Source organism: Aliiroseovarius sp. Z3 (assembly GCF_029105185.1).
Classification (GTDB): Bacteria; Pseudomonadota; Alphaproteobacteria; order Rhodobacterales; family Rhodobacteraceae; genus Aliiroseovarius.
In genome coordinates, this window is record NZ_JAFMZK010000008.1 from 35426 (window position 1) to 58781 (window position 23356).

Annotated in this window: 23 protein-coding genes; 9 read left to right on the forward strand and 14 right to left on the reverse strand. The window is 61.7% G+C overall.

Annotated features, from left to right (window positions below):
* The first annotated feature begins 117 nt into the window (after positions 1 to 117).
* From hemA to J3R80_RS13980, 4 genes are all read left to right on the forward strand, one after another.
* Positions 118 to 1341 (forward strand): 5-aminolevulinate synthase, encoded by a 1224-nt coding sequence (hemA, locus tag J3R80_RS13965; RefSeq protein ID WP_275394399.1) that lies wholly within the window; start codon positions 118 to 120, stop codon positions 1339 to 1341.
* A gap of 109 nt (positions 1342 to 1450) precedes the next feature.
* Positions 1451 to 1699 carry a FeoA family protein gene (locus tag J3R80_RS13970; protein WP_275394400.1) on the forward strand — a complete coding sequence of 83 codons (249 nt, stop codon included), beginning with the start codon at positions 1451 to 1453 and terminating at the stop codon, positions 1697 to 1699.
* Complete coding sequence (gene feoB, locus J3R80_RS13975) at positions 1696 to 3984, forward strand: Fe(2+) transporter permease subunit FeoB (RefSeq protein WP_275394401.1); 2289 nt, start codon at positions 1696 to 1698, stop codon at positions 3982 to 3984. The genes J3R80_RS13970 and feoB overlap by 4 nt, the downstream gene beginning before the upstream one ends.
* Before the next feature lies 1 nt (position 3985).
* Entirely contained in the window at positions 3986 to 4231 is a 246-nt protein-coding gene (locus tag J3R80_RS13980; RefSeq protein WP_275394402.1) for a FeoC-like transcriptional regulator, read from the forward strand.
* Here J3R80_RS13980 and J3R80_RS13985 read toward each other — a convergent pair.
* Complete coding sequence (locus J3R80_RS13985) at positions 4228 to 4788, reverse strand: UbiX family flavin prenyltransferase (protein ID WP_275394403.1); 561 nt, start codon at positions 4786 to 4788, stop codon at positions 4228 to 4230. The two genes, J3R80_RS13980 and J3R80_RS13985, sit on opposite strands and share 4 nt — an antisense overlap.
* Complete coding sequence (locus tag J3R80_RS13990) at positions 4785 to 6287, reverse strand: UbiD family decarboxylase (protein ID WP_275394532.1); 1503 nt, start codon at positions 6285 to 6287, stop codon at positions 4785 to 4787. Before J3R80_RS13990 ends, J3R80_RS13985 begins: the two co-directional genes overlap by 4 nt.
* Positions 6288 to 6427: 140 nt before the next feature.
* On the opposite strand from J3R80_RS13990, the gene J3R80_RS13995 reads away from it, so the two are divergent.
* The 4 genes from J3R80_RS13995 to J3R80_RS14010 are packed head-to-tail and all read left to right on the forward strand — an operon-like array spanning position 6428 to position 9362.
* Positions 6428 to 6970 (forward strand): SCP2 sterol-binding domain-containing protein, encoded by a 543-nt coding sequence (locus J3R80_RS13995; protein WP_275394404.1) that lies wholly within the window; start codon positions 6428 to 6430, stop codon positions 6968 to 6970.
* Complete coding sequence (locus J3R80_RS14000) at positions 6970 to 7947, forward strand: peptidase U32 family protein (protein WP_275394406.1); 978 nt, start codon at positions 6970 to 6972, stop codon at positions 7945 to 7947. The genes J3R80_RS13995 and J3R80_RS14000 overlap by 1 nt, the downstream gene beginning before the upstream one ends.
* Positions 7948 to 7950: 3 nt before the next feature.
* On the forward strand, positions 7951 to 8862 hold the full coding sequence (locus J3R80_RS14005) for a U32 family peptidase (protein WP_275394408.1): 912 nt from the start codon (positions 7951 to 7953) through the stop codon (positions 8860 to 8862).
* On the forward strand, positions 8859 to 9362 hold the full coding sequence (locus J3R80_RS14010; protein WP_275394409.1) for a DUF2478 domain-containing protein: 504 nt from the start codon (positions 8859 to 8861) through the stop codon (positions 9360 to 9362). Before J3R80_RS14005 ends, J3R80_RS14010 begins: the two co-directional genes overlap by 4 nt.
* Positions 9363 to 9366: 4 nt before the next feature.
* Here the strand turns inward: J3R80_RS14010 and J3R80_RS14015 are convergent, their stop codons facing one another.
* From J3R80_RS14015 to J3R80_RS14070, 12 genes are all read right to left on the reverse strand, one after another.
* A complete protein-coding gene (locus J3R80_RS14015) occupies positions 9367 to 10077 on the reverse strand; it encodes a CbiX/SirB N-terminal domain-containing protein (RefSeq protein WP_275394410.1) in 711 nt (236 codons plus the stop codon).
* Between the two features lie 33 nt (positions 10078 to 10110).
* The gene (locus J3R80_RS14020) at positions 10111 to 11673 is read right to left on the reverse strand and encodes a nitrite reductase (RefSeq protein ID WP_275394413.1); all 1563 of its coding nucleotides are present in this window, start codon (positions 11671 to 11673) and stop codon (positions 10111 to 10113) included.
* Positions 11648 to 12862: a heme d1 biosynthesis radical SAM protein NirJ gene (gene nirJ, locus J3R80_RS14025; RefSeq protein WP_275394414.1), complete on the reverse strand. Its 1215-nt coding sequence runs from the start codon at positions 12860 to 12862 to the stop codon at positions 11648 to 11650. The genes J3R80_RS14020 and nirJ overlap by 26 nt, the downstream gene beginning before the upstream one ends.
* A gap of 1 nt (position 12863) precedes the next feature.
* Positions 12864 to 13352 carry an AsnC family transcriptional regulator gene (locus tag J3R80_RS14030; protein WP_275394415.1) on the reverse strand — a complete coding sequence of 163 codons (489 nt, stop codon included), beginning with the start codon at positions 13350 to 13352 and terminating at the stop codon, positions 12864 to 12866.
* A complete protein-coding gene (locus J3R80_RS14035; RefSeq protein WP_275394417.1) occupies positions 13349 to 13801 on the reverse strand; it encodes an AsnC family transcriptional regulator in 453 nt (150 codons plus the stop codon). The genes J3R80_RS14030 and J3R80_RS14035 overlap by 4 nt, the downstream gene beginning before the upstream one ends.
* On the reverse strand, positions 13798 to 14796 hold the full coding sequence (locus J3R80_RS14040) for an AsnC family transcriptional regulator (RefSeq protein ID WP_275394418.1): 999 nt from the start codon (positions 14794 to 14796) through the stop codon (positions 13798 to 13800). The genes J3R80_RS14035 and J3R80_RS14040 overlap by 4 nt, the downstream gene beginning before the upstream one ends.
* A 3-nt stretch (positions 14797 to 14799) precedes the next feature.
* Positions 14800 to 15951 carry a cytochrome D1 domain-containing protein gene (locus J3R80_RS14045; RefSeq protein WP_275394419.1) on the reverse strand — a complete coding sequence of 384 codons (1152 nt, stop codon included), beginning with the start codon at positions 15949 to 15951 and terminating at the stop codon, positions 14800 to 14802.
* Positions 15948 to 16193, reverse strand: coding sequence for a cytochrome c (locus J3R80_RS14050; protein WP_275394533.1), 246 nt, complete (start codon positions 16191 to 16193; stop codon positions 15948 to 15950). The genes J3R80_RS14045 and J3R80_RS14050 overlap by 4 nt, the downstream gene beginning before the upstream one ends.
* A 172-nt stretch (positions 16194 to 16365) precedes the next feature.
* Positions 16366 to 17130 carry a uroporphyrinogen-III C-methyltransferase gene (cobA, locus tag J3R80_RS14055; RefSeq protein WP_275394420.1) on the reverse strand — a complete coding sequence of 255 codons (765 nt, stop codon included), beginning with the start codon at positions 17128 to 17130 and terminating at the stop codon, positions 16366 to 16368.
* Between the two features lie 232 nt (positions 17131 to 17362).
* The gene (locus J3R80_RS14060) at positions 17363 to 17779 is read right to left on the reverse strand and encodes a plastocyanin/azurin family copper-binding protein (protein WP_275394421.1); all 417 of its coding nucleotides are present in this window, start codon (positions 17777 to 17779) and stop codon (positions 17363 to 17365) included.
* Positions 17780 to 17846: 67 nt separating this feature from the next.
* Positions 17847 to 19673 carry a NapC/NirT family cytochrome c gene (locus tag J3R80_RS14065; RefSeq protein ID WP_275394422.1) on the reverse strand — a complete coding sequence of 609 codons (1827 nt, stop codon included), beginning with the start codon at positions 19671 to 19673 and terminating at the stop codon, positions 17847 to 17849.
* A gap of 104 nt (positions 19674 to 19777) precedes the next feature.
* Positions 19778 to 21454, reverse strand: a complete 1677-nt coding sequence (locus tag J3R80_RS14070) for a cytochrome D1 domain-containing protein (RefSeq protein ID WP_275394423.1) — start codon at positions 21452 to 21454, stop codon at positions 19778 to 19780.
* 401 nt (positions 21455 to 21855) lie between these two features.
* Between J3R80_RS14070 and J3R80_RS14075 the strand changes: the two genes are divergently transcribed.
* Entirely contained in the window at positions 21856 to 23349 is a 1494-nt protein-coding gene (locus J3R80_RS14075; protein ID WP_275394424.1) for an O-antigen ligase family protein, read from the forward strand.
* The last annotated feature ends 7 nt before the right edge of the window (positions 23350 to 23356 follow it).

Genomic DNA, 23356 nt, shown 5'->3' on the forward strand with positions numbered 1-23356 from the left:
CTCTTATCTTTCAAAACCTTGATCCGTATTTCTGCCCCTGACTTGACAAACATCATGTCAGCCTTGCCCCCGATCCGGTTCAATGACGCAACGGATAACTCACCCAAGGGGCTTCCCATGAATTATCAAGATTACTTCAAGACCCGTCTTGATGCGCTGCGCGAAGATGGAAACTATCGCGTGTTCGCCGATTTGCAACGCAAGCGCGGGGCCTATCCGAAGGCGCGTCACACCGCCAAGGACGGCACGGGCGAGGTGACGATCTGGTGTTCGAATGACTATCTTGGCATGGGCCAGCACCCGGCGGTTCTGGCCGCGATGCACAACGCGATCGACACGGTCGGCGCGGGGGCCGGTGGCACGCGCAACATTTCCGGCACCACCCATGACCATGTGCTGCTTGAGGGTGAACTGGCCGACCTGCACGAGAAGGAAGCGGCGCTTCTGTTTACCTCGGGCTATGTGTCGAACTGGGCCGCGCTTGGCACGCTGGCGTCGCAAATCCCCGGTTGCATCGTGTTCTCGGATGCGCTGAACCATGCCTCGATGATCGAAGGTATTCGCCATTCGAAAGCCGCGCGGGTGATCTGGAAACATAACGATCTTGAGGATCTTGAGGCCAAGCTGGCCGCCGCCGATCCCGATGCGCCGAAGCTGATCGCCTTCGAAAGCGTCTATTCGATGGATGGCGACATCGCGCCGATCAAGGAAATCTGCGATCTGGCCGACAAATATAACGCGATGACCTATCTGGACGAGGTGCACGCGGTCGGCCTTTACGGCCCGCGCGGGGCCGGGGTGGCCGAACGCGAAGGGCTGATGGATCGCCTGACGGTGATCGAAGGCACGCTGGGCAAGGCTTTTGGCGTGATGGGCGGCTATATCGCGGCCTCGGCCGAGCTGTGCGATTTCGTGCGAAGTTTTGCCAGCGGGTTCATTTTCACCACCGCCTTGCCGCCCGCCGTGGCGGCGGGTGCGCGCGCCTCGGTTCAGCATCTGAAGCAATCGAACGTGGAACGTGACCGACAGAAAGAGCGTGTCGCCCGCGTGCGCGCGGGGCTGGACGCGATGGGCATCCCGCATATCGACAACCCGTCCCACATCATCCCGGTGATGGTGGGCGATCCGGTGAAATGCAAGTTCATCTCGGACACGCTGATGCGGGACTATGGCGTTTATATCCAGCCGATCAATTATCCCACCGTGCCCAAGGGCACGGAGCGGCTGCGGATCACCCCGTCACCTGTCCATTCGGATGCCGATATCGAACACCTTCTGGGTGCGCTGGAAGAGTTGTGGAGCCAGTGCGAGGTCGCGCGCGTTCCGCTGGCGGCTCAATAAGGTAATCCCGAGCAATTGACTAAGATCAAGGTCGGGGGAATCTTGGCGCGGCATATACCTGTGTAATTCAGTCGGGATAGAACCCGACTCACCCAAGGGATTGCAGACGATGCTGAAGCTTAAAGACCTGAAGATAGGCGACCGTGCCACGGTCACGGGATTTCTCAGCGGCTCGCCCAGCTATCGCCGCAAGCTGTTGTCGATGGGCCTGACGCTGGGGGCCGAGTTTTCGGTCAGCCGTCTGGCCCCGTTGGGTGACCCGGTGGAAATCCGCGTCCGGGGCTATGCCCTGAGCCTGCGCAAGCATGAAGCCGAGGCGATCAACGTCGCTCGCATCACCCCCCCGTTCGTGTCATGACACGCGTCGTTGCGATTGCCGGCAACCCGAATTGCGGCAAGACGACCCTGTTCAACGCCCTGACCGGGCGGCATCAGCAGGTGGGCAACTGGCCGGGCGTCACGGTCGAAAAGAAGCTGGGCGATCTGCATCACCATGGCACCGCGATCACGCTGGTGGACCTGCCGGGCGTCTATTCGCTGTCGGTCGCGGGCGGGGCCGCGTCGCTGGACGAACGCATTGCGCGCGATTTCATCCTGTCCGAGCGGCCTGATCTTGTGGTCAATGTGGTCGATGCCTCGAACCTGGAACGCAACCTCTATCTGACCGTGCAACTGGTCGAGATGGGCGTGCCTGTGGTGGTCGCGCTGAACATGATGGATGTGGCGCGCGCCCGGCGGCTGGTGATCGATACTGACGCCTTGTCGCGCGAACTGGGCTGCCCGGTGGTCGAGATCGTGGCGTCCGAGGCACGCGGCCTGACCGAGTTGAAAGACCTGATGCGGGTGGCGGACGATGTGCCGACATTTGCCCCGAAACTCGACGATGCGACCGAAGCTGCGTTGACGCGCTTGGAAACGGCACTTGCGGGCAAGATCACGCAAGGCAATCCGCGCTGGCTGGCGATCAAACATCTGGAGGGTGACGAACTTTGCCCGGCGATGACCGATCCCACTGTCGCCGAGCTGGCGCAGACCGAACGCGAAACGCTTGAGGTCGAGACGGGTTTGGACGCCGACACCGCGATTGCTTGCGCGCGGTATGACGCGGTGGCCAACCTTGTGGGCCTGTCGCTCAGCCGCGCCACGGAAGTCGCGCGCACCTTGTCAGACCGCCTTGACCGCGTGATCCTGAACCGTGCGCTTGGCATCCCGGTCTTTCTGGCCACGATGTATCTGATGTTCATGTTCACCATCAATTTCGGCGGCGCGTTCATCGACTTTTTCGACATTTTGGCGGGGACCATCTTTGTGGATGGCACCGCGGCACTTCTGGGGGTGATCAGCGCACCCGGATGGCTGACCACGATCATGGCCGATGGGGTGGGCGGCGGTATTCAGACCGTGGCGACCTTCATTCCCATCGTTGCCTGCCTGTTCTTCGCGCTCTCGGTGCTGGAAGACAGCGGCTATATGGCCCGCGCGGCGTTTGTCATGGACCGGTTCATGCGGATGATCGGCCTGCCGGGCAAAAGTTTCGTGCCGCTGATCGTGGCCTTTGGCTGCAATGTGCCCGCGATCATGGCGACGCGGACGCTGGACAGCGCGCGCGACCGCACGTTGACCGTGATGATGGCGCCCTTCATGTCCTGCGGGGCGCGGCTGCCGGTCTATGCGCTGTTTGCCGCCGCGTTCTTTCCGGTGGGCGGGCAGAACCTCGTGTTCGCGCTCTATCTTCTGGGGCTGCTTGCGGCGGTCGGCACCGGTTTGATGCTGAAGCTGACGATCCTGAAGGGCGAGCCGACACCTTTTGTGATGGAGCTGCCGCCCTATCACTTGCCGACGATAAACGGGTTGGCCCGGCGCACTTGGCATCGGATGCGCGATTTTCTGACCGAGGCCGGGCAGGTCATCGTCCTGATGGTCGCTGTGCTGGCCTTCCTGAATTCGTGGGGCACCGATGGCAGTTTCGGGAACGAGGACAGCGAAGCCTCGGTCCTATCGGAAATCGGGCGCAGCCTGACCCCCGCGTTTGCGCCCTTGGGGATCGAGGAAGACAACTGGCCCGCCACGGTTGGTATCTTCACCGGCATTCTGGCGAAAGAGGCCGTGGTCGGCACGCTGAACACGCTTTACGCGACGCCCGAGCTGGAGGATGGCACACCCTATTCACTGCTGGCGGGGGTGCGGGAGGCATCGGCCACCATCCTGCCCAACCTGCGCGATGCAGTGGGTATGGCCCCGGACCCGCTGGGGCTGGACATCGGCGACGTGTCAAACCCCGATGTGGCGGCGCAGGAGCAAGAGGTCGCGCGCTCGACCTTCGGGACGATGGCGGCGCTCTATGACGGGCAGGCGGGGGCGTTTGCCTATCTGCTGCTGATCCTGCTTTACATGCCCTGCGTGGCCGCCATCGGGGCAATCTGGCGCGAAACCGGCTGGCAATGGGCGCTGTTTGCCAGCACCTGGACGATGGGTCTGGCCTATGGCGCGGCGGTGATGTTTTACCAGATCGCGCGGTTTGACCGGCACCCGGACAGCTCGACCATCTGGATCGTGTCGATCCTGGCCGCGCTGGCGGCGGTGTTCCTGTTTCTTCGGTGGCTGGGCAATCGCCCAACGCCCTTTGCCGTGGGGGCTGAGTGATATGGCCGTTCTTCTGGACATTCGGAACTATGTGCGCAGCCATGGGCAGGCCAGCCTGCTTGACCTGTCGCACAAGTTCCGCATGCAACCCGACGCCATCCGCGGCATGCTGGACCATTGGCAACGCAAGGGCGTGATCCGGCGGCGGGATGTGGCGGACACCTGCGGCGGCTGCGCGATCAAGACCGGTTGCGGCAGTTGTTCGTCGAACGCCGCGTTTGAAACCTATGAATGGGCGGGGGTCTAGCCCTTCCAATCCAGCGCAATCGGCGGCGCGATGCGCAGAAGGTCAACGGCGCGCGCGGCGATCTGATCCACCACCTGATCCAGACTGTCCGGCAGCATGTAGAAGGCCGGCACCGGCGGCAGGATGATGGCGCCCATTTCCGTGGCTTGCGTCATGTTGCGCAGATGGGCCAGCGTCAGCGGCGCCTCGCGCGTCAGCAGGATCAACGGGCGACGTTCTTTCAGTTGCACCCCAGCGGCGCGCGTCAGCAGGTTGTCGTCCAGCCCGTTTGCGATGGCGGCCAGGCTGCGCATGGAACAGGGGGCGACGATCATGCCATCGACCGGGGCGGAGCCGGACGCGATGGCCGCGCCGATATTGCCACGTTCGTGAACGCGGGTGGCCAGCGCGGTGATCCGGTCCAACGCGTCCGCGCCGCATTCCTCGGCCAAGGTGCGTTCGGCGGCGGCGCTGATCACCAGATCGACCTCGGCCCCGATGGCGGACAGATGCCGCGCGGTGGCAAGGCCAAGGGCGCCGCCGGATGCACCTGCGATGCCAAGGATGACGCGGCTCATCCGCCCAGGCCCGGCAAATGGCGCGCAAGAAGGTCGGCGGCGAAGGCGGCGTCTTCGGGGTTGGTCTGCATGACCTCGCCCCATTCGCGGTTGGTTTCCGCGCCGATCTTGTTGGTGGCGTCGATGCCGATCTTTCCAGCCAGCCCCGGTTCGGGCGAGGCGAAATCAAGGTAATCCATCGGTGTCCTTTCCAATATCGTCACGTCGCGCGACGGGTCCATCCGCGTGGCCATGGCCCACGCGATGTCATCCCAGTTGCGCGGGTCGATGTCATCATCCACCACCACGATCATCTTGGTATAGCTGAATTGCGGCAACATCCCCCACAGTGCCATCATCACCCGCCGGGCCTGACCCGGATAGCGTTTGTCGATTGAAATCACCGCCATGCGATAGGACGCGGCGGCAGGCGGCAGCCACAGGTCGCGGATTTCCGGGATCTGTGCGCGGATCAGGGGCAGGGCAAGACGGTTGAACACCTCGCCAATGATCGCGGGCTCGTCGGGCGGGCGCCCGGTATAGGTGGACAGATAGATCGGGTCTTTGCGGTGGGTCAGCCCGCTGACCTGCATCACCGGGAAGGGATCGACCTGGTTGTAATATCCGGTGTGGTCGCCGAACGGGCCTTCGGGTGCGGTTTCGGTGGGATGAACCCAACCTTCGATCACCATTTCAGCGTCGGCGGGCACCATCAGGGGGACGGTCTTGGCAGGGACAAGCCGTGGCCGCGCGCCGGAAAAGACACCGGCAAAGCCAAGTTCGGATACGGTTTCAGGCAGGGGAAGGGCGGCGGACAGAAGCGTTGCCGGGTCGGCCCCCAAGGCAATCGCCACGGGCATGGGTTCACCCTGCGCGGCCCAAGACCGGTGATGGGCTGCCCCGCCGCGGTGGGCCAGCCAACGCATGATGATCCGGTCCCGGTCAATGACCTGCGCGCGATAGACGCCCGCGTTGTAACGGGTCACCTCGCCCGCGTCGCTGCCGAAAGGTCGGGTCAAAACCACAGGCCATGTGATCAGCGGGCCTGCATCCCCCGGCCAATGGGTCTGGATCGGCAGGGTCGATAGGTCCACATCCGTGCGAACTTCGGCCTGCACGGGGGCGCGGCGCATGATCTTGGGGCGGGTGGCAAGGGCGGCTTTCAGCATCGGCCAGCGCGACAGTGCATCGCGCATCCCGTCGGGCGGTGTGGGTGCGCGCAGGGCGGCCAGAAACGCGCCCATCTCGTCCAGCTTGTCGGGCGTGATGCCCAACCCTGCGGCTACGCGTTCGGGCGTGCCGAACAGGTTCACAATGACCGGCACATCGGACCTGCGCCCGTCATCCAGCACAGGGGTGTCAAAGCGCAAGACCGGCCCGCCCCGTTCCAACACCGCGCGATGCACGGCGGTCATCTGGTGGCGCACCGATACCGGGTCGGGCAGGGCGGTCAGGTCATCCCGCGCCGCGGCCCAGTCAAGATACGCGCGCAGGGTGGGAAAGGGGGGCAGGGTGCGAATGGTCGGCTCCTGTTTTTGGATCGTTTCCGGCTATCACCAACACCCGGTGCGGCAATTGACCAAGGTCAAGTTGCGCAGCGCCCAGATTGTTAGAACGGTGGGGCGGAAACGCTTGTTTGCCCGCGTTCAAGAGGTGCGCCATGCATGATCACGCCGTTCAACTGCCTGTTTTCCCACGCCTTCCGGCGCTTGCCCTGCGCGGGGTGCCGCTGACCCCCGTCGCGCTGGCGCTTGGGGCGTTCGCCCGTCGCATGGCCCTGCGCCACCCGTCGATGTTCAAGCGGCTGGGGGACTATGGCGCGGCGCGCTTCGTACTGGACCCCACCGACCTGCCGGTGACGCTTCTGTTAGAGCCGCGCGCGGGCAATCCCCGCCTGCGCCTGTCGCGCAAGCCGATGCAGGGGGACGCACGGATTGCCGGGCCTTTGTCCGGTCTCTTGGGCATGGTGCACGGGGCTTATGATGGCGATGCGCTGTTTTTCTCGCGCGATCTGGTGATCGAAGGGGACACCGCCGCCGTTCTGGCCCTGCGCAACGCGATCGACGACGCCGAACTTGATCTGGCCGCCGAGGCCGCGGCGATGTCTGGTCCCTTTGGGGCACAGATCAGGCGGCTGATCCAACTTGCAGAAACCCGAACCGGCGTGGCCCTGTCACGCCACGAGGAGGACCCCCTTTGGTAATGGAAATCGTTTGCCCCGCCGGGACGCCCGCATCGCTGCGCGCGGCTGTGAAAGCGGGGGCGCACACCGTCTATTGCGGTTTTGCCGACGAAACCAATGCGCGCAACTTTCCCGGCCTGAACTTCGACCGGGATGAAATGCGCGAGGGTGTGAAATTTGCCCATGACCACGGCGCGAAAGTGCTGGTGGCGATCAACACCTATCCCCGCGCGGGGGGCGAGGCGATCTGGCACCGCGCTGTGGCGGATGCGGAAGCCTCCGGCGCCGATGCGGTTATTCTGGCCGATCTTGGCCTGCTGGCTTATGCCGCCAAGCACCATCCCGGCCTGCGGCGGCACCTGTCGGTGCAAGCGGCCGCGGCGAATGCGGATATGCTGAACTTCTATGCCAGCGAATTTGGCGTGAAACGCGTGGTCCTGCCGCGGGTGCTGTCCGTGCCCGAGATCGCCGCGATCAACGCCGAAACCGAGGTTGAGACCGAGGTGTTCGTGTTCGGCGGCCTGTGCGTGATGGCGGAAGGGCGGTGTTCGCTGTCATCCTATGCCACCGGGTTGTCTCCCAATATGAACGGCGTCTGTTCGCCCGCAAGCCATGTGGAATATCACGACGATCACGGCGCGTTGTCGGCCAAGCTGGGCGGGTTTACCATTCACAAGGTCGGGGCCGACGAACCTGCGCCTTATCCCACGCTGTGCAAGGGCTGTTTCAGCGCGGGGGATGCGACCGGGCATCTGTTCGAAGATCCTGTCAGCCTGAATGCTGAAAAGCTGATCCCGCAACTGGCCAAGGCCGGTGTGACCGCGCTGAAGATCGAAGGGCGGCAGCGCTCGCGGTCCTACGTGGCGCAAGTTGTGCGCAATTTCCGCGCCGCCGTCGAAGCACAGGCCGCCGGGCGTCCGATGCCCGAAGGCATGCTGGCGCAGCTGACCGAAGGGCAGGCGGCAACTGCCGGTGCCTATAAGAAAACCTGGAGATAACCCATGCAACTGACCGTCGGACCCAACCAGTTCTTCTGGAAAGCGGATGTGTGGAGCGATTTCTACAACCAGATGGCCGCCGCGCCTGTCGAGCGTGTGGTGCTGGGCGAGCTTGTATGCTCAAAACGTCTGCCGTTCTATCAGGACCATATCCCCGCCGCGATCGAAACCCTGCTTGAGGCTGGGAAAGAGGTCGCCGTGACCTCGCTGGCGCTTGTGACCTTGAAACGTGAACGCAAGCTGACCGCCGAACTGGTGGATGCGGGGGTCGAGGTCGAGGTGAACGACCTGACCACGCTGGCCTATCTGCCCAAGGATATGCCGTTTTCGGTCGGGCCGTTGGTGAATGTCTATAACGAAGGCACGCTGGCATGGTTGGCAGATCGTGGGGCGACGCGCATCTGCTTGCCGCCGGAATTGCCGTTGGCCTCGGTCACGGCGCTGGCGGCTGAGGGGGCCAAGCGTGGGGTGACGGTCGAGGTCTGGGGCCATGGGCGGTTGCCGCTGGCCATTTCGGGTCGCTGTTATCATGCCAGGTTGCACAAGCGCACCAAGGACAATTGCCAGTTTGCCTGTGAAGATGACCCCAACGGGCGGACCGTGCGCACGTTAGAGGATCAGCCGTTTCTGGCGATGAACGGCGTGCAGACCCTGTCAGACAGTTGCGCCAGCATGGCCAACCAGCTTGAGGTGCTGCGAGACGCCGGCGTGAATGCGCTGCGTTTGTCGCCCCAAACCGGCGATTTTCCGGGCGTCTGTCAAGTATGGCGCAACCGGATTGACGGGCGGATCGACGCCGCCGCATTGTCGGAACGGCTTGAGACCTTGTCGGGCGGCATGCGCCTGTCGGACGGGTTTCTGACCGGCGCGCGCGGCGCGGACTGGTCACGCAAACGGGAAGGAGAAGCCGCATGAGGATCGCCTGTGTTTCAGCCAGGGGGCCGGGTGAAACCGACCGGCTGATCGCCGAGGCCGCCGCGACGTTGGAGGCTGAAGGCTTTCAGCTGAACGGGATCGTCAAGGTCTTGCAGGACATGCCCAAGGGCGCGCATCACTGCGACATGGATGTGCGGGTCTTGTCAGACGATCGCACCATCCGCATCACCCAATCGCTGGGTGAAGGGTCCGAGGGCTGCCGCCTGAACCCCGAAGCCATCGCCGAGGCTGTGGTCGCGGTCGAACAGGCCAGCAGCCAGAATGCCGACGCCTTCATCCTGAACAAGTTTGGCCCGGAAGAAGCCGAAGGGCGTGGCTTTCGGGCCGCCATCGCCGCCGCGTTGGAGCAGGGCATTCCCGTGCTGGTCGGGCTGGGCGGGAGCGAGGCCAGCCGCAAGGGCTTTGCCGAGTTCGTGGGGGACATGGCCGAAACTCTGCCCGCCGATCCGGATGCAATTCTGACGTGGGTGCGTGGCTAAGACGTCAGGCCGACGTTGCCTTGTGCGAGTCGGCCAGTTCGGCCGAGATCGCCGCGGCCACCATCGCGTCCACGCCAGCCAGCTGGCTGATCACCGGCAATACGCGGCCTTTGAAGGCGCAGTCGCCCAGTTCCTTATGAACGTCCTCGCGCACGTGGTCGCCCTCCATCGCGAAGAAGGGCAAACAAAGGACATCGCCGGGCAGGCTTTTGGCGACCTCGGGAATGGTGGGGGATTGTTCCAGAAATCCAACAGAGATGTCCGCCCCGCCAAGTGCGCCAGCCAGCAGGTCGGCGAAATCATAGGTGGCGCGGGCGGGCGCGTGACGACCGCTGCCAGAGCCATGGGCGACCAGCAGCAAGGGGTCATCCTTGCCCAGACCCTCAGAGCGTAATGCCGCCGCAGCCAGACCGGGCAGGGCCGGGTCCATGCCAAAGGGCGTCATCACGGGGAACGGTGCATCGCCCAGACGCCCCGCCAGGCAGGTGCGCACAAACCAGCCATCGGACATGAACAGCGGATAGACCACCGCACCCGGCGCCATTTTTCTAAGCTGATCGTCCAACGCGCCGGGCTTGGCCAGTGTCGCCGAGCCAAGACGCAGACCGGGCGCATGGGCCTGAACGCCAGCGACATAATCGGCCAGCGCGGCCTCGGCCGGGTCGGGCAGGGAGGGTTGCCCGTGCGACACGATCAGGGCGTCAAGTTGGTCCAATGGCTGGCTCCTTTTCCGGGCGCTGGCGCAAGTTCAGTGGCTGGTGCCTTCTTCGAAGGTGATCTTGTTCCAGACATTGTATTTGCCCGAAGGCTTGCGCATGGGCAAGCGTTTCACGATCTCAAGCGTGTTGGCATCATAGACCAGAACCGCGCCATCGTCTTCCCAGACCGACACCAGCGCATGGCTGCCGTCCTTGGTAAACTCTACATGCGCCACGGTCGCACCGGGCACCGGTTGCAGGGTCTTCACGATCTCAAGCGTTTCCTTGTCGATGATGTGCATCTTGTCCTTGTTCGGGCCAAAGAACACATCGGCCCAGACGTAAGGAGAATTCTTGTGGCTGCGCATGAAAAAGCCCGGCCCTTCGGTTTCGATCCGCTTGACGGTTTCCCAACTGTTCATGTCGATCACCGAGACCACGCCTTCTTTCAGGTGCGGGGTGGCCATCACTGTCGTGTCGTTCCACTCCCACGTGATGCCAGAGCCCAGATGTGGCATGCCCGGCAGGTCGAGGTCCGCCACTTTCTGCCCGATCACAAGGTCGATGACCAATCCGTCCTCGCCTTTGCGCGAGGCACCCATGATATGTTCGTACTTCTGATCGAAGAAGAAATCGTCCAGATAATCGGGCGTTGTGATCCTGCGGATCGGGAAGGGCGTGTCCTGTTTGGTCGGCCCTTCGACGCGCCAGTCATGGGTGAAGCCGCCTGCAAAGATGTTCAGGTCCGGGTTGTCGCTATAGGACACTTCCCAGATCTCCGGCACGTCTTTCAGGGCCAGCACGAAACTGTCGCGCGGCGGCGCCTGATAAACGGCGGACACGCGGCTGGGCGTACCGTCCTTGCCCACGACTTCGTGCACCTCGGCGACCGACAGGTCATCGGTGGACAGGATGGTCAGCGTGTTGGGCAGGTAATTCGCCACCGCCAGCCATTTGCCGTCGCCCGACATGGCGATGTTGCGGCTGTTCAAGCCTGCGCGCACGCGCCCCACCTGTTTCAGCGCGTAAATGTCGTATTTCTGCACCCAGCCATCGCGCGACATGATGAAGACAAACTTGCCGTCGGGGGTGAATTTAGGGCCGCCATGCACGGCAAAAGGGGTTTCGAACCGATCCAGAACCGCGAACGTATCGCCGTCCAGAACCGAGACATGGTGATCGCCGGTTTCCACCGCCAGCGTGATGTTCATCGGGTCGGACGACCAGACGGGCGCAGCGACCGGCGCATAGTCTTCGTCCATCACGCGGCTGGCCATGATCTCGTCCTTGTTCCAGGGCGGGATCACGTCGAGCGGCGTTTTCAGATAGGCGGCCAGTTCGGCGATTTGTTCTGCTGACAGGTCTTCGCCATAGGCGGGCATCTGGGTGGTGACGCGGCCATCACGGATCACCGCTTCGATCTTCGGGCCGCGCATCCGGGCCAGCGTTTCAGGGATCAACGCGGGGCCCTGCGCGCCCAGCCGGTTTTCGGCGTGGCATTCGGCGCAATATTCCTTGTAATCCGCCGCCGGGTCGGCATGTGTCACAATTGGCACTGCGGTCAGGGATGCAACCAGTGCAAGGGCTTTAGAAAAACTGGTGTTTCGGGTCATTTCTTTTGCCTCGGAAGGGGGTGACTTCGAGCCGATCGGCCTCGGTCACGCCAATTTCGTCATTTGTCAGATAGCAGGCCGGATCCTCGGCCCACGGATCGCCGGTCACCTGCAACGCGCGGATGCGGGTGTTGCCACCGCAGACATCCTTGATCGCGCAGGCGCCGCAGCGGCCCTTCAGCGGACGCGGACGGGTGCGCAGGGTGGCCAGCATCGGGTCATCGCCGGTCCACAGGTCGGAAAACGGTGTCTCTTTCACATTACCGATGGTGTAATCGGACCAATAGGTGTCGGGGTGGACCTTGCCCAGAAAGTCGATATTGGCGACGCCCATACCGGACGAGTTGCCGCCCCACGCCACAAGATGGTCGCGCAGATGGGCGACTTTCCCGGCCTCGAAATTCTGGGCGGCCCATTGAAGGAAATAGCCCGCATCGGCGTCATTGTTGCCGGTCACGATGTCCAACTGCCGCCCGCCCGAGGCGCTTTCCCATGCGCGGTCCAGCAAAAGGTCCATCCCCTTGCGGGTCATCAAATGGTGCGCGTCTTCGCCCCGGTTCTTGTCGCCGCGCCCGGCATAGACAAGGTGGGACAGATAGAACTTGTCCACCCCTTCGTCATCGCACAGCTTCAGCAGGTCGGGCAGGTGATGCTGCGTGCCTTCGGTCAGGCAGAAGCGCAAGCCCACGCGCACGTCGCGTTTCTTCAACTCGCGCACGCCGCGCACGGCGTCGTCAAAGGCGCCATCCACGCCGCGGAACCAGTCGTTGGTTTCGCCGATCCCGTCAATCGAGATGCCGACATAGTTGAACCCGATCTCGGCCACCTGATCGGCGGTCTCGCCATGGATCTTGGTGCCGTTGGTGGACAGGGCCAGAACCCGCGTCAGCTTGCGGGCGCGTTTTGCCAGCGGGAACAGATAGGGGCTGTCCAGAGGCTCGCCCCCAGACAGGATGATCGCGGGGACTTTGAACTGGCCCAGATCCTCCAGCGTCTCCATGACCTGCGCCTCGGTCAGCTCGCCGGGGAAATTCACGTCCGCTGATACGGTATAGCAGTGGCGGCATTTCAGGTTGCAGCGTCGCGTCAGGTTCCAGATCACCACGGGTTTGACCATCCCGTCGCCCCGGCGCTGGCGCACGGGTGTCGGGTTGGCAAGCTGGTGCATGTATTCGGTCAGGCGGAACATATCAGCCCCCTTTCTTGCGAAGCCGCAGCCCCGTCTTTTTCAGGATGCGTGTGGAATAGAGCGTGTCAGAGGCGCGCAGCGCATCGCCCAGAAGGGTCACGATCTGCTGGCGTTTCTCCTCGACCTCATCGCGCGAGGAACCGTGGACCATGGCAAAGAGGTTATAGGGCCAGTCGGGTAGGGCGCGGGGGCGTTCGTAGCAGTGGGTGACGAAGGGCAGGGCACCGATTTTCGCGCCAACCTGTGCCAGAACCGCGTCGTCCACATCCCAAACCGTCATGCCGTTGGCGGTCATGCCCAGTTTGTAATGATTGGGTGCGGCAGCGATGCGGCGGATCACGCCGCTGTCTTTCATCGCGGCGAGGCGGGCGGTCAACTCGGCCTCGTTCAGCCCGAGATTTTCGGCCACCACGGCATAGGGGGCAGGGACCAGCGGCAGGCCGGTTTGCAGCGCCTCGATGATGGCGCGGTCTGTTGCGTCGATGCTCATGCCGCCACCCTGAAGCCGATGTAAAATTCCTGAAGTTTCGGAAAGCGAAGCACGGGCAGGCCGGTTTCATCCTCGATCCGGTCGGCGATGTCATGAATGCTGTCGGCGGTTTCGCAGGCCAGCACGAACCACATGTTCAGCTTGTGATCGCGTTCATAATTATGCGCGACCTCGGGATGGGCGTTCACCATGTCGTTCACCGCGTCAAACCGGTCGGCGGGCACGTTCATCGCGCAAAGGCAAAACGCCCCGCCGATGGCGGCTGCGTCAAAGAACGGGCCGAAGCGGGTCAACACGCCGCTTTCGCGCAAGGCTTTGACACGGTCCAGCAATGCCTCTTCCGTCAGGCCAAGTTTTTCGGCCAGCGGTGCGAAGGGACGGTGGTCCAGCGGCAGGTCATCCTGTAACGCGTTGACCAAGGCGCGGTCGATATCATCGAGGGTGGTCATTCGGCGGCCTCCTTCTGGCGGTCGATCATCGCGCCGGTCTGGCGGAAACAGCGGGTGGAAAACAGGACCTTGTGGTCTATGTTTCGCAGCGCGGGCAGGGCGCGGGCGTTTTCCAGAACCGCCAATGCGGCGTCGCGCGATTGGGCGTGGATCATGCAATACAGGCGATAGGGCCAGACATCCGCGACCGGGCGACGTTCATAGCACAGGGTCACGCCGGGCAGGGCGGCAAGCTGCGTGCCTGCCTCGTAAATGCGGCCCGGTGGCACGTTCCAGACCACCATCGCGTTCGATTTCCAGCCCAGCTTGCGGTGGCGCACGATGACGCCCAGACGCGACAGCACACCGGCGTCGGTCAGGGCGGTCACGCGGTCCAAAACCTCGGCTTCGGTGCGGCAAAGCTGGTCGGCAATTACCGCATAGGGCGCGGCGACCAGAGGCATGCCGTTGGTCAGGATGTTCATCAACGCCTTGTCGCCCTCGCGGATCGCGGACAAGTCCAGCGCGCGGGGTTTGGCGTGCATCACGGGGGGTTCCTGCCCGGCCATCTTGAACCCGAGGTCGATGTTGAAAGGTTGCATCAGGCGCAGGTCCAGCACACGCAAGCCCGTACGATCCGCGATCCGTGCAAGTGAAGCGTTCACGGCATCGCGATCCGGGCCGGTCGCAACGAACCAGAGGTTCCACTGGTCCTCACGCTCGTAAGAATGGTTAACGCCGGGGTCTTCATTGATGATCGCGGCGACCTCTTCGATACGATCCTTGGGGGCAGCAACGGCGGCCAGCGTTGAGGCCGACAGGGTATTTGGCGCACAGGTGGCCCCGACCCGCGTGATCGTGCCGCTGTCCTGCATGTCGGCCAGCCGGGTCAGCACGTCCACCTCGGTCGTGCCAACCGCGTTGGCCAGTTCGGCAAACGGGCGGGACACCACGGGAAAGTCGCGCTGCCAGTCGTCCAGCAGGGCACGGTCAATATGGTTGACGACATCCTTCATCGCTTACAGCCCCGTCCGGTGTGCGCGCGCGGTGAAGAAGATGCCCGAGGGGCTGTCGGCCTTGATCTCGCGCAGCAATTCAAAGCTGTGCGTGTCATAGACCTTGACCTTGTTTTCATCCCGCACGCTGATCCAGATTTCATGGCCGCGCGGGGTGAATTCCATGTGAAGAACGGCGGGGCCGGGTTTGAACTGATGGATCACCTGTTTGGTCACTGTGTCGATCACCTGAATGGTGTCGTTCATCGGATGGGCGAAGTTGACCCAGACCTGACGCCCATCGGGGCGGGCCATGGCAAAGACCGGTTGCGAATAGGTCTTGGTGCGCCCGGTTTCTTCAAGCGTCTGCGCGTCGATCCACAACACCTCGTGATGGCCGACAGCGGGCAGGACGAATTCGGACCCGGTCAGCGCCCAGCCTTCCAGATGGGGCATCTTATAGACCGGCATATCCTCTTGCCCGCGACCATAGTTCGGCAACACGCGTATGGGTTCGGGGCTGTCGGCCCACAGGTCCAGCGCGGTCAACCCGTCCTCACCGAACAAGCCGGTAATATAGGTGCGGCCATTGCCCGTGACCAGCGCGTCATAGGGGTTTTTGCCCATGTCGGTGATCTTGGTGATCTCAGGCTCGTTGCCTTTCGACATGTCGGCGATCCAGGTCTCGCCCGTGTCCCACATGGTAAAGACGAAACGGCGACCGGGGGCATCGACCAGCCCGATGGTTTTCGAGCCTGTCGGGATGTCGGCGACCATTTCCAGCGTGTCGGCATCAAAGACCCGCACGCCGCCGGGTTCGTAGTTCGACACGGCGACCAGCTTGCCATCGTCGGAAATTGCGCCACCGATGGAGTTGCCGCCTTGTACGACGCGATTGGCAATTGTGCGGGTGACGATATCGACCTTGGTCAGCCCACCGTCGCGACCAAACACATAGGCAAACCGTTCGTCGGGCGAATAGACCAACGAGGCATGGGACAGATCGCCCAGCCCTTCGATCCGCGCGAGCGACGCGCGGTCGGATTGGTCGATCAGCAGGACCGAGCCTTTGGCCCGTTCGATGACCAGACCCAGATCGCCGGTTGCGATGGTGTCGGCAAGGGCGGCGGTGCCAAGGGTGGCGGCAAGGGCAAGGGCAGAAATCAGCGTTTTCATTCGGTGTCGCCTTTCAGAAGATAGTCGGCAATCCAGGCGGCTTCGGCCTCGGTGATGAGGGGGCGCCAGGGGGGCATTGCGGTGTCGGGGATGCCGTCAAGGATCACGGATTGCAGAACCTCGGGATCGTAATGGTCGATGGTTTCGGGGCGGATATCCGGCCCCAGCCCGCCCTTCAGCGTCAGCCCATGACACGACCCGCAATCCTGATGCACCAGACGCGTCAGGGCGGTTGGGTCCAGGGCAGGTTCGCCCGCGTGGGCGGTGCCAGAGGAAAGAAAAGTGCCCGTGGCGGACAGCAGAAAGCAAAGAGCATAGGGCAGTGCCCGACCGCGGGTGGGCGTGAAGCGCCCGCCCATGGGGGCGGTCGGGCGCTGCCCGGCGTTGCCGTCGGGCGGTCCATATGCCACCGTTCTACGCATGGGCGGCCATCTCTTGTGCCGGATCGAACAGGTCGGCGTCGTAAAGCGATACGACCTTGCCGATGATGAACAGGGTGGGGGGCTTCAGCCCGGCGCGGCGGGCGTCCTGCGCCACGTGATCGAGGGTGGACACCATGCGGACCTCATCGGGCGTCGAGGCGCGCGAGATGGCCATGACCGGCGTCGTGCCCGGCAGGCCCTCGGTCATCAGGCCCACAGCGATCTGGCCGATATTGGCCACACCCATATAGACGACAAGCGTCGTGTCGGGGTTGGCCAGGCATTTCCAGTCAAGGTCCAAGACTCCATCGGCCTGTCGATGGCCGGTGACATATTGCACGCCGGTGGCCAGCCCGCGATGGGTCAAGGGCACGCCGGTCACGCTGGCGGCGCCTTGCGCGGCGGTGATGCCGGGGGCGTATTCGACCTCGACCCCTTGCGCGGCGGCAAAGGCGGCTTCTTCCGAGCCGCGCCCGAAGATCAGCGGATCGCCACCTTTCAGGCGGGCCACGATATGCCCCGCGCGGGCCTTTTCGACCAGGATTTCGTTGATCCGGCGTTGCGGCACCGTGTGGCATTTCGAGGCCTTGCCGACAAAGATCATCTGCGCATCGGGCTGGGCCATGGCGACAATGTCGTCGGACACCAGCCGGTCATAGACCACCACGTCAGCCTCTTTCAGCATACGGGTGGCTTTCAGGGTCATCAGCTCCGGGTCTCCGGGGCCTGCGCCGATCAGGTAAATTTTGCCGGTCATGTCGTGTCTCGCTCGTCCTTAGGATGGCTGGAAGCCAGATACCCGAGGAGCGTGACTGCATCGAACATGCGTCAAAAGACAGACATCGCCAGCGGGTGAGGCTTGGGCCGGTTTGTGAGGTTAAAATGGCCCGCCCGGCGATGCTTATCCTTGACCTAAGTTAAGGCGTCGGCAATTAAATGCGCCCGTGTATATTGAGCAAAAATTTATATATTACAGATGGATAATTAGATCACTTCGAGGTCACTGTGACCATCCCGATCATTTTCTGCGTTTCCCAGTGCGGACCGCATAGATATTCCTGATCGCCTTCGGTCAAAAAGGTGAATTCAACGCTTTCTTCGGGGAAAGCGCGGTCGCTTTCCGGTTCGTTCGGCAGAATCACACTGTGGCTGGTGCGCTTGTCGACATTGACCCAACGCACGGTGGTGCCGACAGGCACGACCAGTTCGCCGGGGCAGAAATTATACTTGTACATCTTGACGATGGTGACGCCGTCGGCCTCAGACGAGGGGGCGCCAAAAATCTCGGCATACCGTTCTTCGGCTTCGGCACAGATCTCGTCGATCTTGTCGTCTGCCAGAACAGGGAAAGCCGTGCAAAGCACGGCGGCGGAGGACAGGGCAAGTGCATGAACAGAGCGTTTCATCAGCGTTCCTTTCCGAACCTCGGGGAAAGAGCGCTGCGGCTGGTTGAGGCAGCCGCAGCGCAGGTCTTTATTGTTTGACCACGTTAATCGTGGCTTCTGGGTTGTCCAGCGCAAGGCTGGTGTTCAGCGTCACATGGTGGAAACGGGCTGCGGCAAAGTCGTCGTGGATCGCAAAGCCGACCGTGTAGGTCTTGCCCGGCTCAAGCGCGACATCGCCTTCGCCACCTGCCAGCGGCCGCGAGAACGTCACCGTCCAGGTGCCATCCGCGCCCAGGCTGGCTTCGGCAGCCATTTCGCCTTCGTTCACCGTGCGGTTTTGCAGAAGATAGCCGTTTTCGGCTGTCCCATCTGCATAGACACGCAGCAGATCCATGAAGGTGCCGTCGGCCAGAAGCTGGTCGATCTCGGCCGGATCTTTGACTTTGTCCCAACCGCCCAACGGCTTGTCGCCACGGCCTTTCAGCTCGATATCCGTGCGGCTTTCGGCCAGATACTTGGTGATTGTCTTGTCCGCCTGAAGCTGCGTGGCGATGTCGCCGCTGGCGGCAATCGCGTCGGCACCCGGATCGAAGGGCATATAGGTGTTGTCGGCGTGGCAGGTTGCCCAGCAGCCCACTTGTTCACCCATTTCAATGCCCGTCCCGGTGATCATCATGCCAACCTTGATCTGGTTGTCGGGGTCCATCTTGCCGCCGTCCACGAAAGGAACGGGGTTGTGGCCGGCATCCATCCATTGCAGGCGGAAATAGACGTTTTCGTCGTCATATGCTGCTTTCAGGCTGGCTGCGATCGTGCCGCGTTTGCCGGGGATCGGGGTCGGTTCAAGCTCGTCGTTCTTGCCGCCACCGCCAGCAACGATCTTGTCGCCGATGGTCTCAAGCTCTTTCGCGTGACAGGTGGAACATTGGTCGCCGCCCTTGGTCAGCGGCCGCGCGCCACCGTGGTTGCGGCCGTTCTGCACCCATTCAAACGAGGCTTGGCCCGGATAGAACAGCGTCAGATCAGCCGATGCAATCGCGTCCCAATCCACATCTGCACCAACAGAGCCACCAGCGCTTGCGCCGTCCGATCCACCAGATGCAGTTTCGTCAGATGCAGTGCCTGCCATTTCAGCTTCGACCTTTGCGCGTTCATCTGCGCGGGCGGCTTCGACGGCTGCCGTCATGCGCGCCTTTTCGGCTTCTGCATCGGCTTTGCGGGCCGCGTCTTCTTCGGCTTCCCGGGCTTCGATGCGCGCCAAACTGTCCAGATAGGCTTGGGGGATTTCACGGATGAATTTCGGGTTTGGCGCTTCCAGCGCTTCCAGATATTCCTCGTCCGCGCGATCCCGCAGGTCCGAGTGGGCAATGCCTTTGTGGCAGTCGATACAGGTCTGCCCGGTTTTCATTGCGTTCAAGTGTTGCTGACGGGCGCGGGGCGCCTGAAATTCCGGCATCATTGAATCGAAGTGGTGGCAGTTGCGGCATTCGCGGCTGTCCGAACCTTTCATCCGCTCCCATTCGTTCATCGCCAGATGCAAGCGTTTGGCTTCGAATTTCTCTTCGGTGCTGATCGTACCGGTCAGCTTGCCCCAAAGCTCTTTCGACGCCTTGATCTTGCGGATCATCTTGTGCGTCCAGTCCTTGGGCACGTGGCAATCCGAACAGACAGCCCCCACGCCCGAGCGGTTCACATCGTGAATGGTGCCTTTGTATTCCTGATAGACGAAATCTTCCATCTCGTGACAAGAGATACAGAAATCCTTGGTGTTCGTGGCTTCCATGGCGGTGTTGAAACCACCCCAGAAGATGATGCCGGCGACAAAGACGCCCGCGATACCGGCAAGCGGCATTCCCCACAGGAAATACCGTCGCCAGATTGGCTTTTTCGGATCGCTACCGTTGGTCTGGGACATGTCCAGGCTCCGTTCTGGCTTTGTGTTTGGTCCGTGGTCAGACCAGTCGTTAGAAAAGGGGCGGGCGCTGTGCCCGCCCCCTTGGGTTTCGTTTCAGATCACCCTTAGGTGACGTGGTTCGAACGGTTGTAGACGTTGAACTTGCCGGTTGGGGCGTAGAGGCCGTCAATCCGGGCTTTCTCTTCCAGCGTGTCGGCGTCGAAGATCACGATCTGACCGTTGGGCTCTTTCGAATCCGACAGGTTCCACTTGGACACCCAAACTTCGGTGCCGTCCGCGTTGAATTCGAAGTGAACAGCGGCGCTGCCTTCGTCTTCAGTGATCTGGATCGTTTTCACGATCTCGCCGGTCTCTTTCGAGATGACTTGAACCGACTGCTGAATTTCAGGCTCGGGGTGTTTGGTCTGGTCCGCCCAAATGTACTTGGAATTCGGGTGGGTCCGTACAAACAGGCCAGCGCCATCGGTTTCAACTTCGTAGCAGGTTTTCCAGGCGTTATCCGGATGACCTTCGGGGTCGTTGCCCCAGACCGTCACAGTGCCGACGCCCAAGTGGGTGGTGCCTGCAACCGGGCCACAATTGGGATCTTCCCAGTTGGCGCCAGGGCCGGGGTGCGGCAGCGCGGCGGTGTCGATCATGGCTTCAAGTTTGTGGGTTTGCGTGTCCACAACAACCATTTTGTTCGACGCGTTTGCTGCGATCTGGAAGTAACGACCTGTCGGATCAAAGAACCCGTCATGCAGGAACTTGGCCGAGTTGATCTTGTCAATGCTCAGGTTGTCGAGGTCGGTGTAATCCACCTGCCACAGCTGCCCCAGCTCTTTCACGGCCACGATCCATGTCGGTTCGTTCGGCGTTGTGTAGATTGCGGCCACACGGGCTTCTTCCACATATTCGCCGTCGACGTTCACGCCGCGGGTCGACACGACTTTGACCGGCTCCATGGTTTGAGCGTCAACGATTGCGAAGTGCGGCGGCCAGTAACCACCACCGATGACGTATTTACCGTCGCCGGAAACTGCAACGTCGCGTGCGTCATAGGCAATCTTGACTTCCGAAACCAGCATCTTGTCCGGCGTCTGCCAGAGGTCGATTTTGGTCATTTTGCCGTCGCGGCCCATGGTGTACCAGAAGCGACCCGGGTTTTCCGGCTCTTCCAGTTTGTGGTGTTCGGAGGCTTTCAGAACGTGCACGGCATAGCCGGTCGGGATATGCGTCAGAACTTCTTTGGTGTCGCCGTCGATGACAGCCACTTTACCGACGTCACGCTCGATCACGACGAAGAAGTTTTCCCAGTTGCGGCCGTGCAGCGGCTCGGTCGGGTAGTCGGCTTCTTCGACATAGACCTTGCGGGTCTCTTTCATCTGGGCCAGCGACATTTCTGGCGGTTTCGGCGGATCCATCATGATATAGGTCGCCATGTCTTTGATCTGTTCCTCGGTCATGATGTCCGAGAAGTTGTTCATACCGCCTTCGGTACCCCACATGATGATCTTTTCAAGACGCTCCTGGCCGAGCTTCAGTGTGCCGCCTTCGGTCACTGTGCCGTCTGCTGCCGTGGTTTTCCAATGGGGTTCCAGGTTCTTACCTGTCGCACCCTTGCGAAGCACACCGTGACAACCGGCGCATTGTTCAAAATAAAGTTGCTTGGAAGCTTCGAATGCTTCATCGCTCAATGTCGGCTCTTGTGCAAAAGCCGGCATTGCAACGCTGCCGAGCATCATGGCAAAGCCGATCCCTAGCGAACTGCGGATTTTCTTTTGGGTGGTTCCAAGTGACATGATCACTCTCCGTTTGCTTGGTGAGGCAGGGAGAAGATGAAGGTTCTGGACGCTGGGCGTCTTGATAAATGTCAACGATGCTCACGAAAATGAGAGCAGGGGCGTTAAGTATCAGAAAAACAATCAGATAATAGAAAGGCTGGTGGAATTCCCGTGATCCGATCCCACCCGTCCAGCCAGTCAATCGACGTTGGGTTTCCGTCGGCTCATGTTCAGACGGGTGCGAGTCGTTTTTGTCTTGAAGCGACCACCCACATGCCCGTCCATCTGCACAGTGCACAGTGCACATGGTCTTTGCTTTTCACGTCGCGGTGGCGTAATCCCTGCACAACGTTATATTAGTTATTTATGTCAGCGTCCGATATTGAGGGCGCCGGTCAATTTTACGGGGCACCAAAACCGTGGCCACAGCCGACCAAACAATATCGCAATCGTTCAGCGCCGCAAACCAGTCCAAACGGGTTTTGCCCCTTCCGGTGTTGATCTATCTGATCATGGTGGTCGTCCCGTTCCAGTTCTATGCGGGTCCGGTGCTTCTGAACGGTGTCCGGGCCTTCCTGCTGGTGCTGATTGTTCCCATGACAATCAATTTGATGAGCGGGAAATACGGCCGGTTGGTTGTCGCTGATTTCGTTTTCTTTCTGCATATGGGGTGGGCAGCGGTCGCCCTGCAAGTCAACAACCCGGACCGAACGGTTCAGTTCATCGGATCGAACGCGGTCGAGTTTCTGGGCGGCTATATTTTGGCGCGCGCCTATGTGCGGTCGCCGCAGGTTCTGATGGCCGTCTGGAAAGTTCTGTTTGTCATCATCATCCTGACGCTGCCATTTGCGCTGTTCGAGGCCAAGACCGCGCGCCCCATCGCGATCGAGATGATCGCAAAGCTGCCGGGCCTGTTCAGCCTTGAAAACATCGTGATGGAATCGCGGATGGGGCTTGATCGGGCGCAGGTCGTCTTTGCCCACCCGATCCACTATGGCCTGTTCTGTTCGGTTGCCTTCGCGCTTTGCGTTGTCGGCATGAAAGGCGAATGGGGTAATTTCCGCCGCTATCTGACCACCGGTCTGATCTGTGCGGGGGTCTTTCTGTCGCTGTCCAGCGGGGCATTGTTGCCGGTGGCGCTGCAAATCGGGCTGATCATCTGGGCGGCGATGTTCAACAAGCTCAAATCCCGCTGGATGTTGCTTCTGTCGCTGATTGTGCTGGCCTATATCACCATCGACCTTCTGTCGAACCGCACGCCGATCCGGGTGTTTATGAGCTATGCGACGTTTTCGCCGCATAACGCCTATTGGCGCGGATTGATTTTTGAACACGGGATTCAGAACGTCTGGGACAATCCGGTTTTCGGACTGGGTCTGAACGACTGGAAGCGGCCCGGCTGGATGCACGCCAGCACCGTCGACAATTTCTGGCTGTTGATTGCCATGCAGTTCGGCATTCCCGGGTTCATCCTGCTGGTCATCGGGTATTCCGAGATCATCCTGCGCATCGCCTTTGCCAAGGTGGATGCGGACCCTCTGACATGGCGGTTGCGCCGGGCTTACATGTTTTCATTCATCGGCATGACGTTCACGCTGTCCACTGTGCATGTGTGGACCAATATCTATTCCTGGACCTTCTTCATGTTGGGCAGCGGGGTGTGGTTCATCTTCGCCAAACCCGAGGGACCATCTGACGTTACCGACGTGCAAGAGATATCGGACAAACGCAGGCCAGCGGTGACACGTATCCGCGGGGACGCACCGGTTCTGGCGCGGGACCATACGGTCGCCCCAAAGACCAAAGAGCCACCGAAAACGCGCCGGTCAGACGCGGACACACAGTCGCCGCGCCGCGAACACCTGCCTTACACCCGCTTTCCGAATGGGCATGATCCCAAGAAAAGACGCTGATCCGACA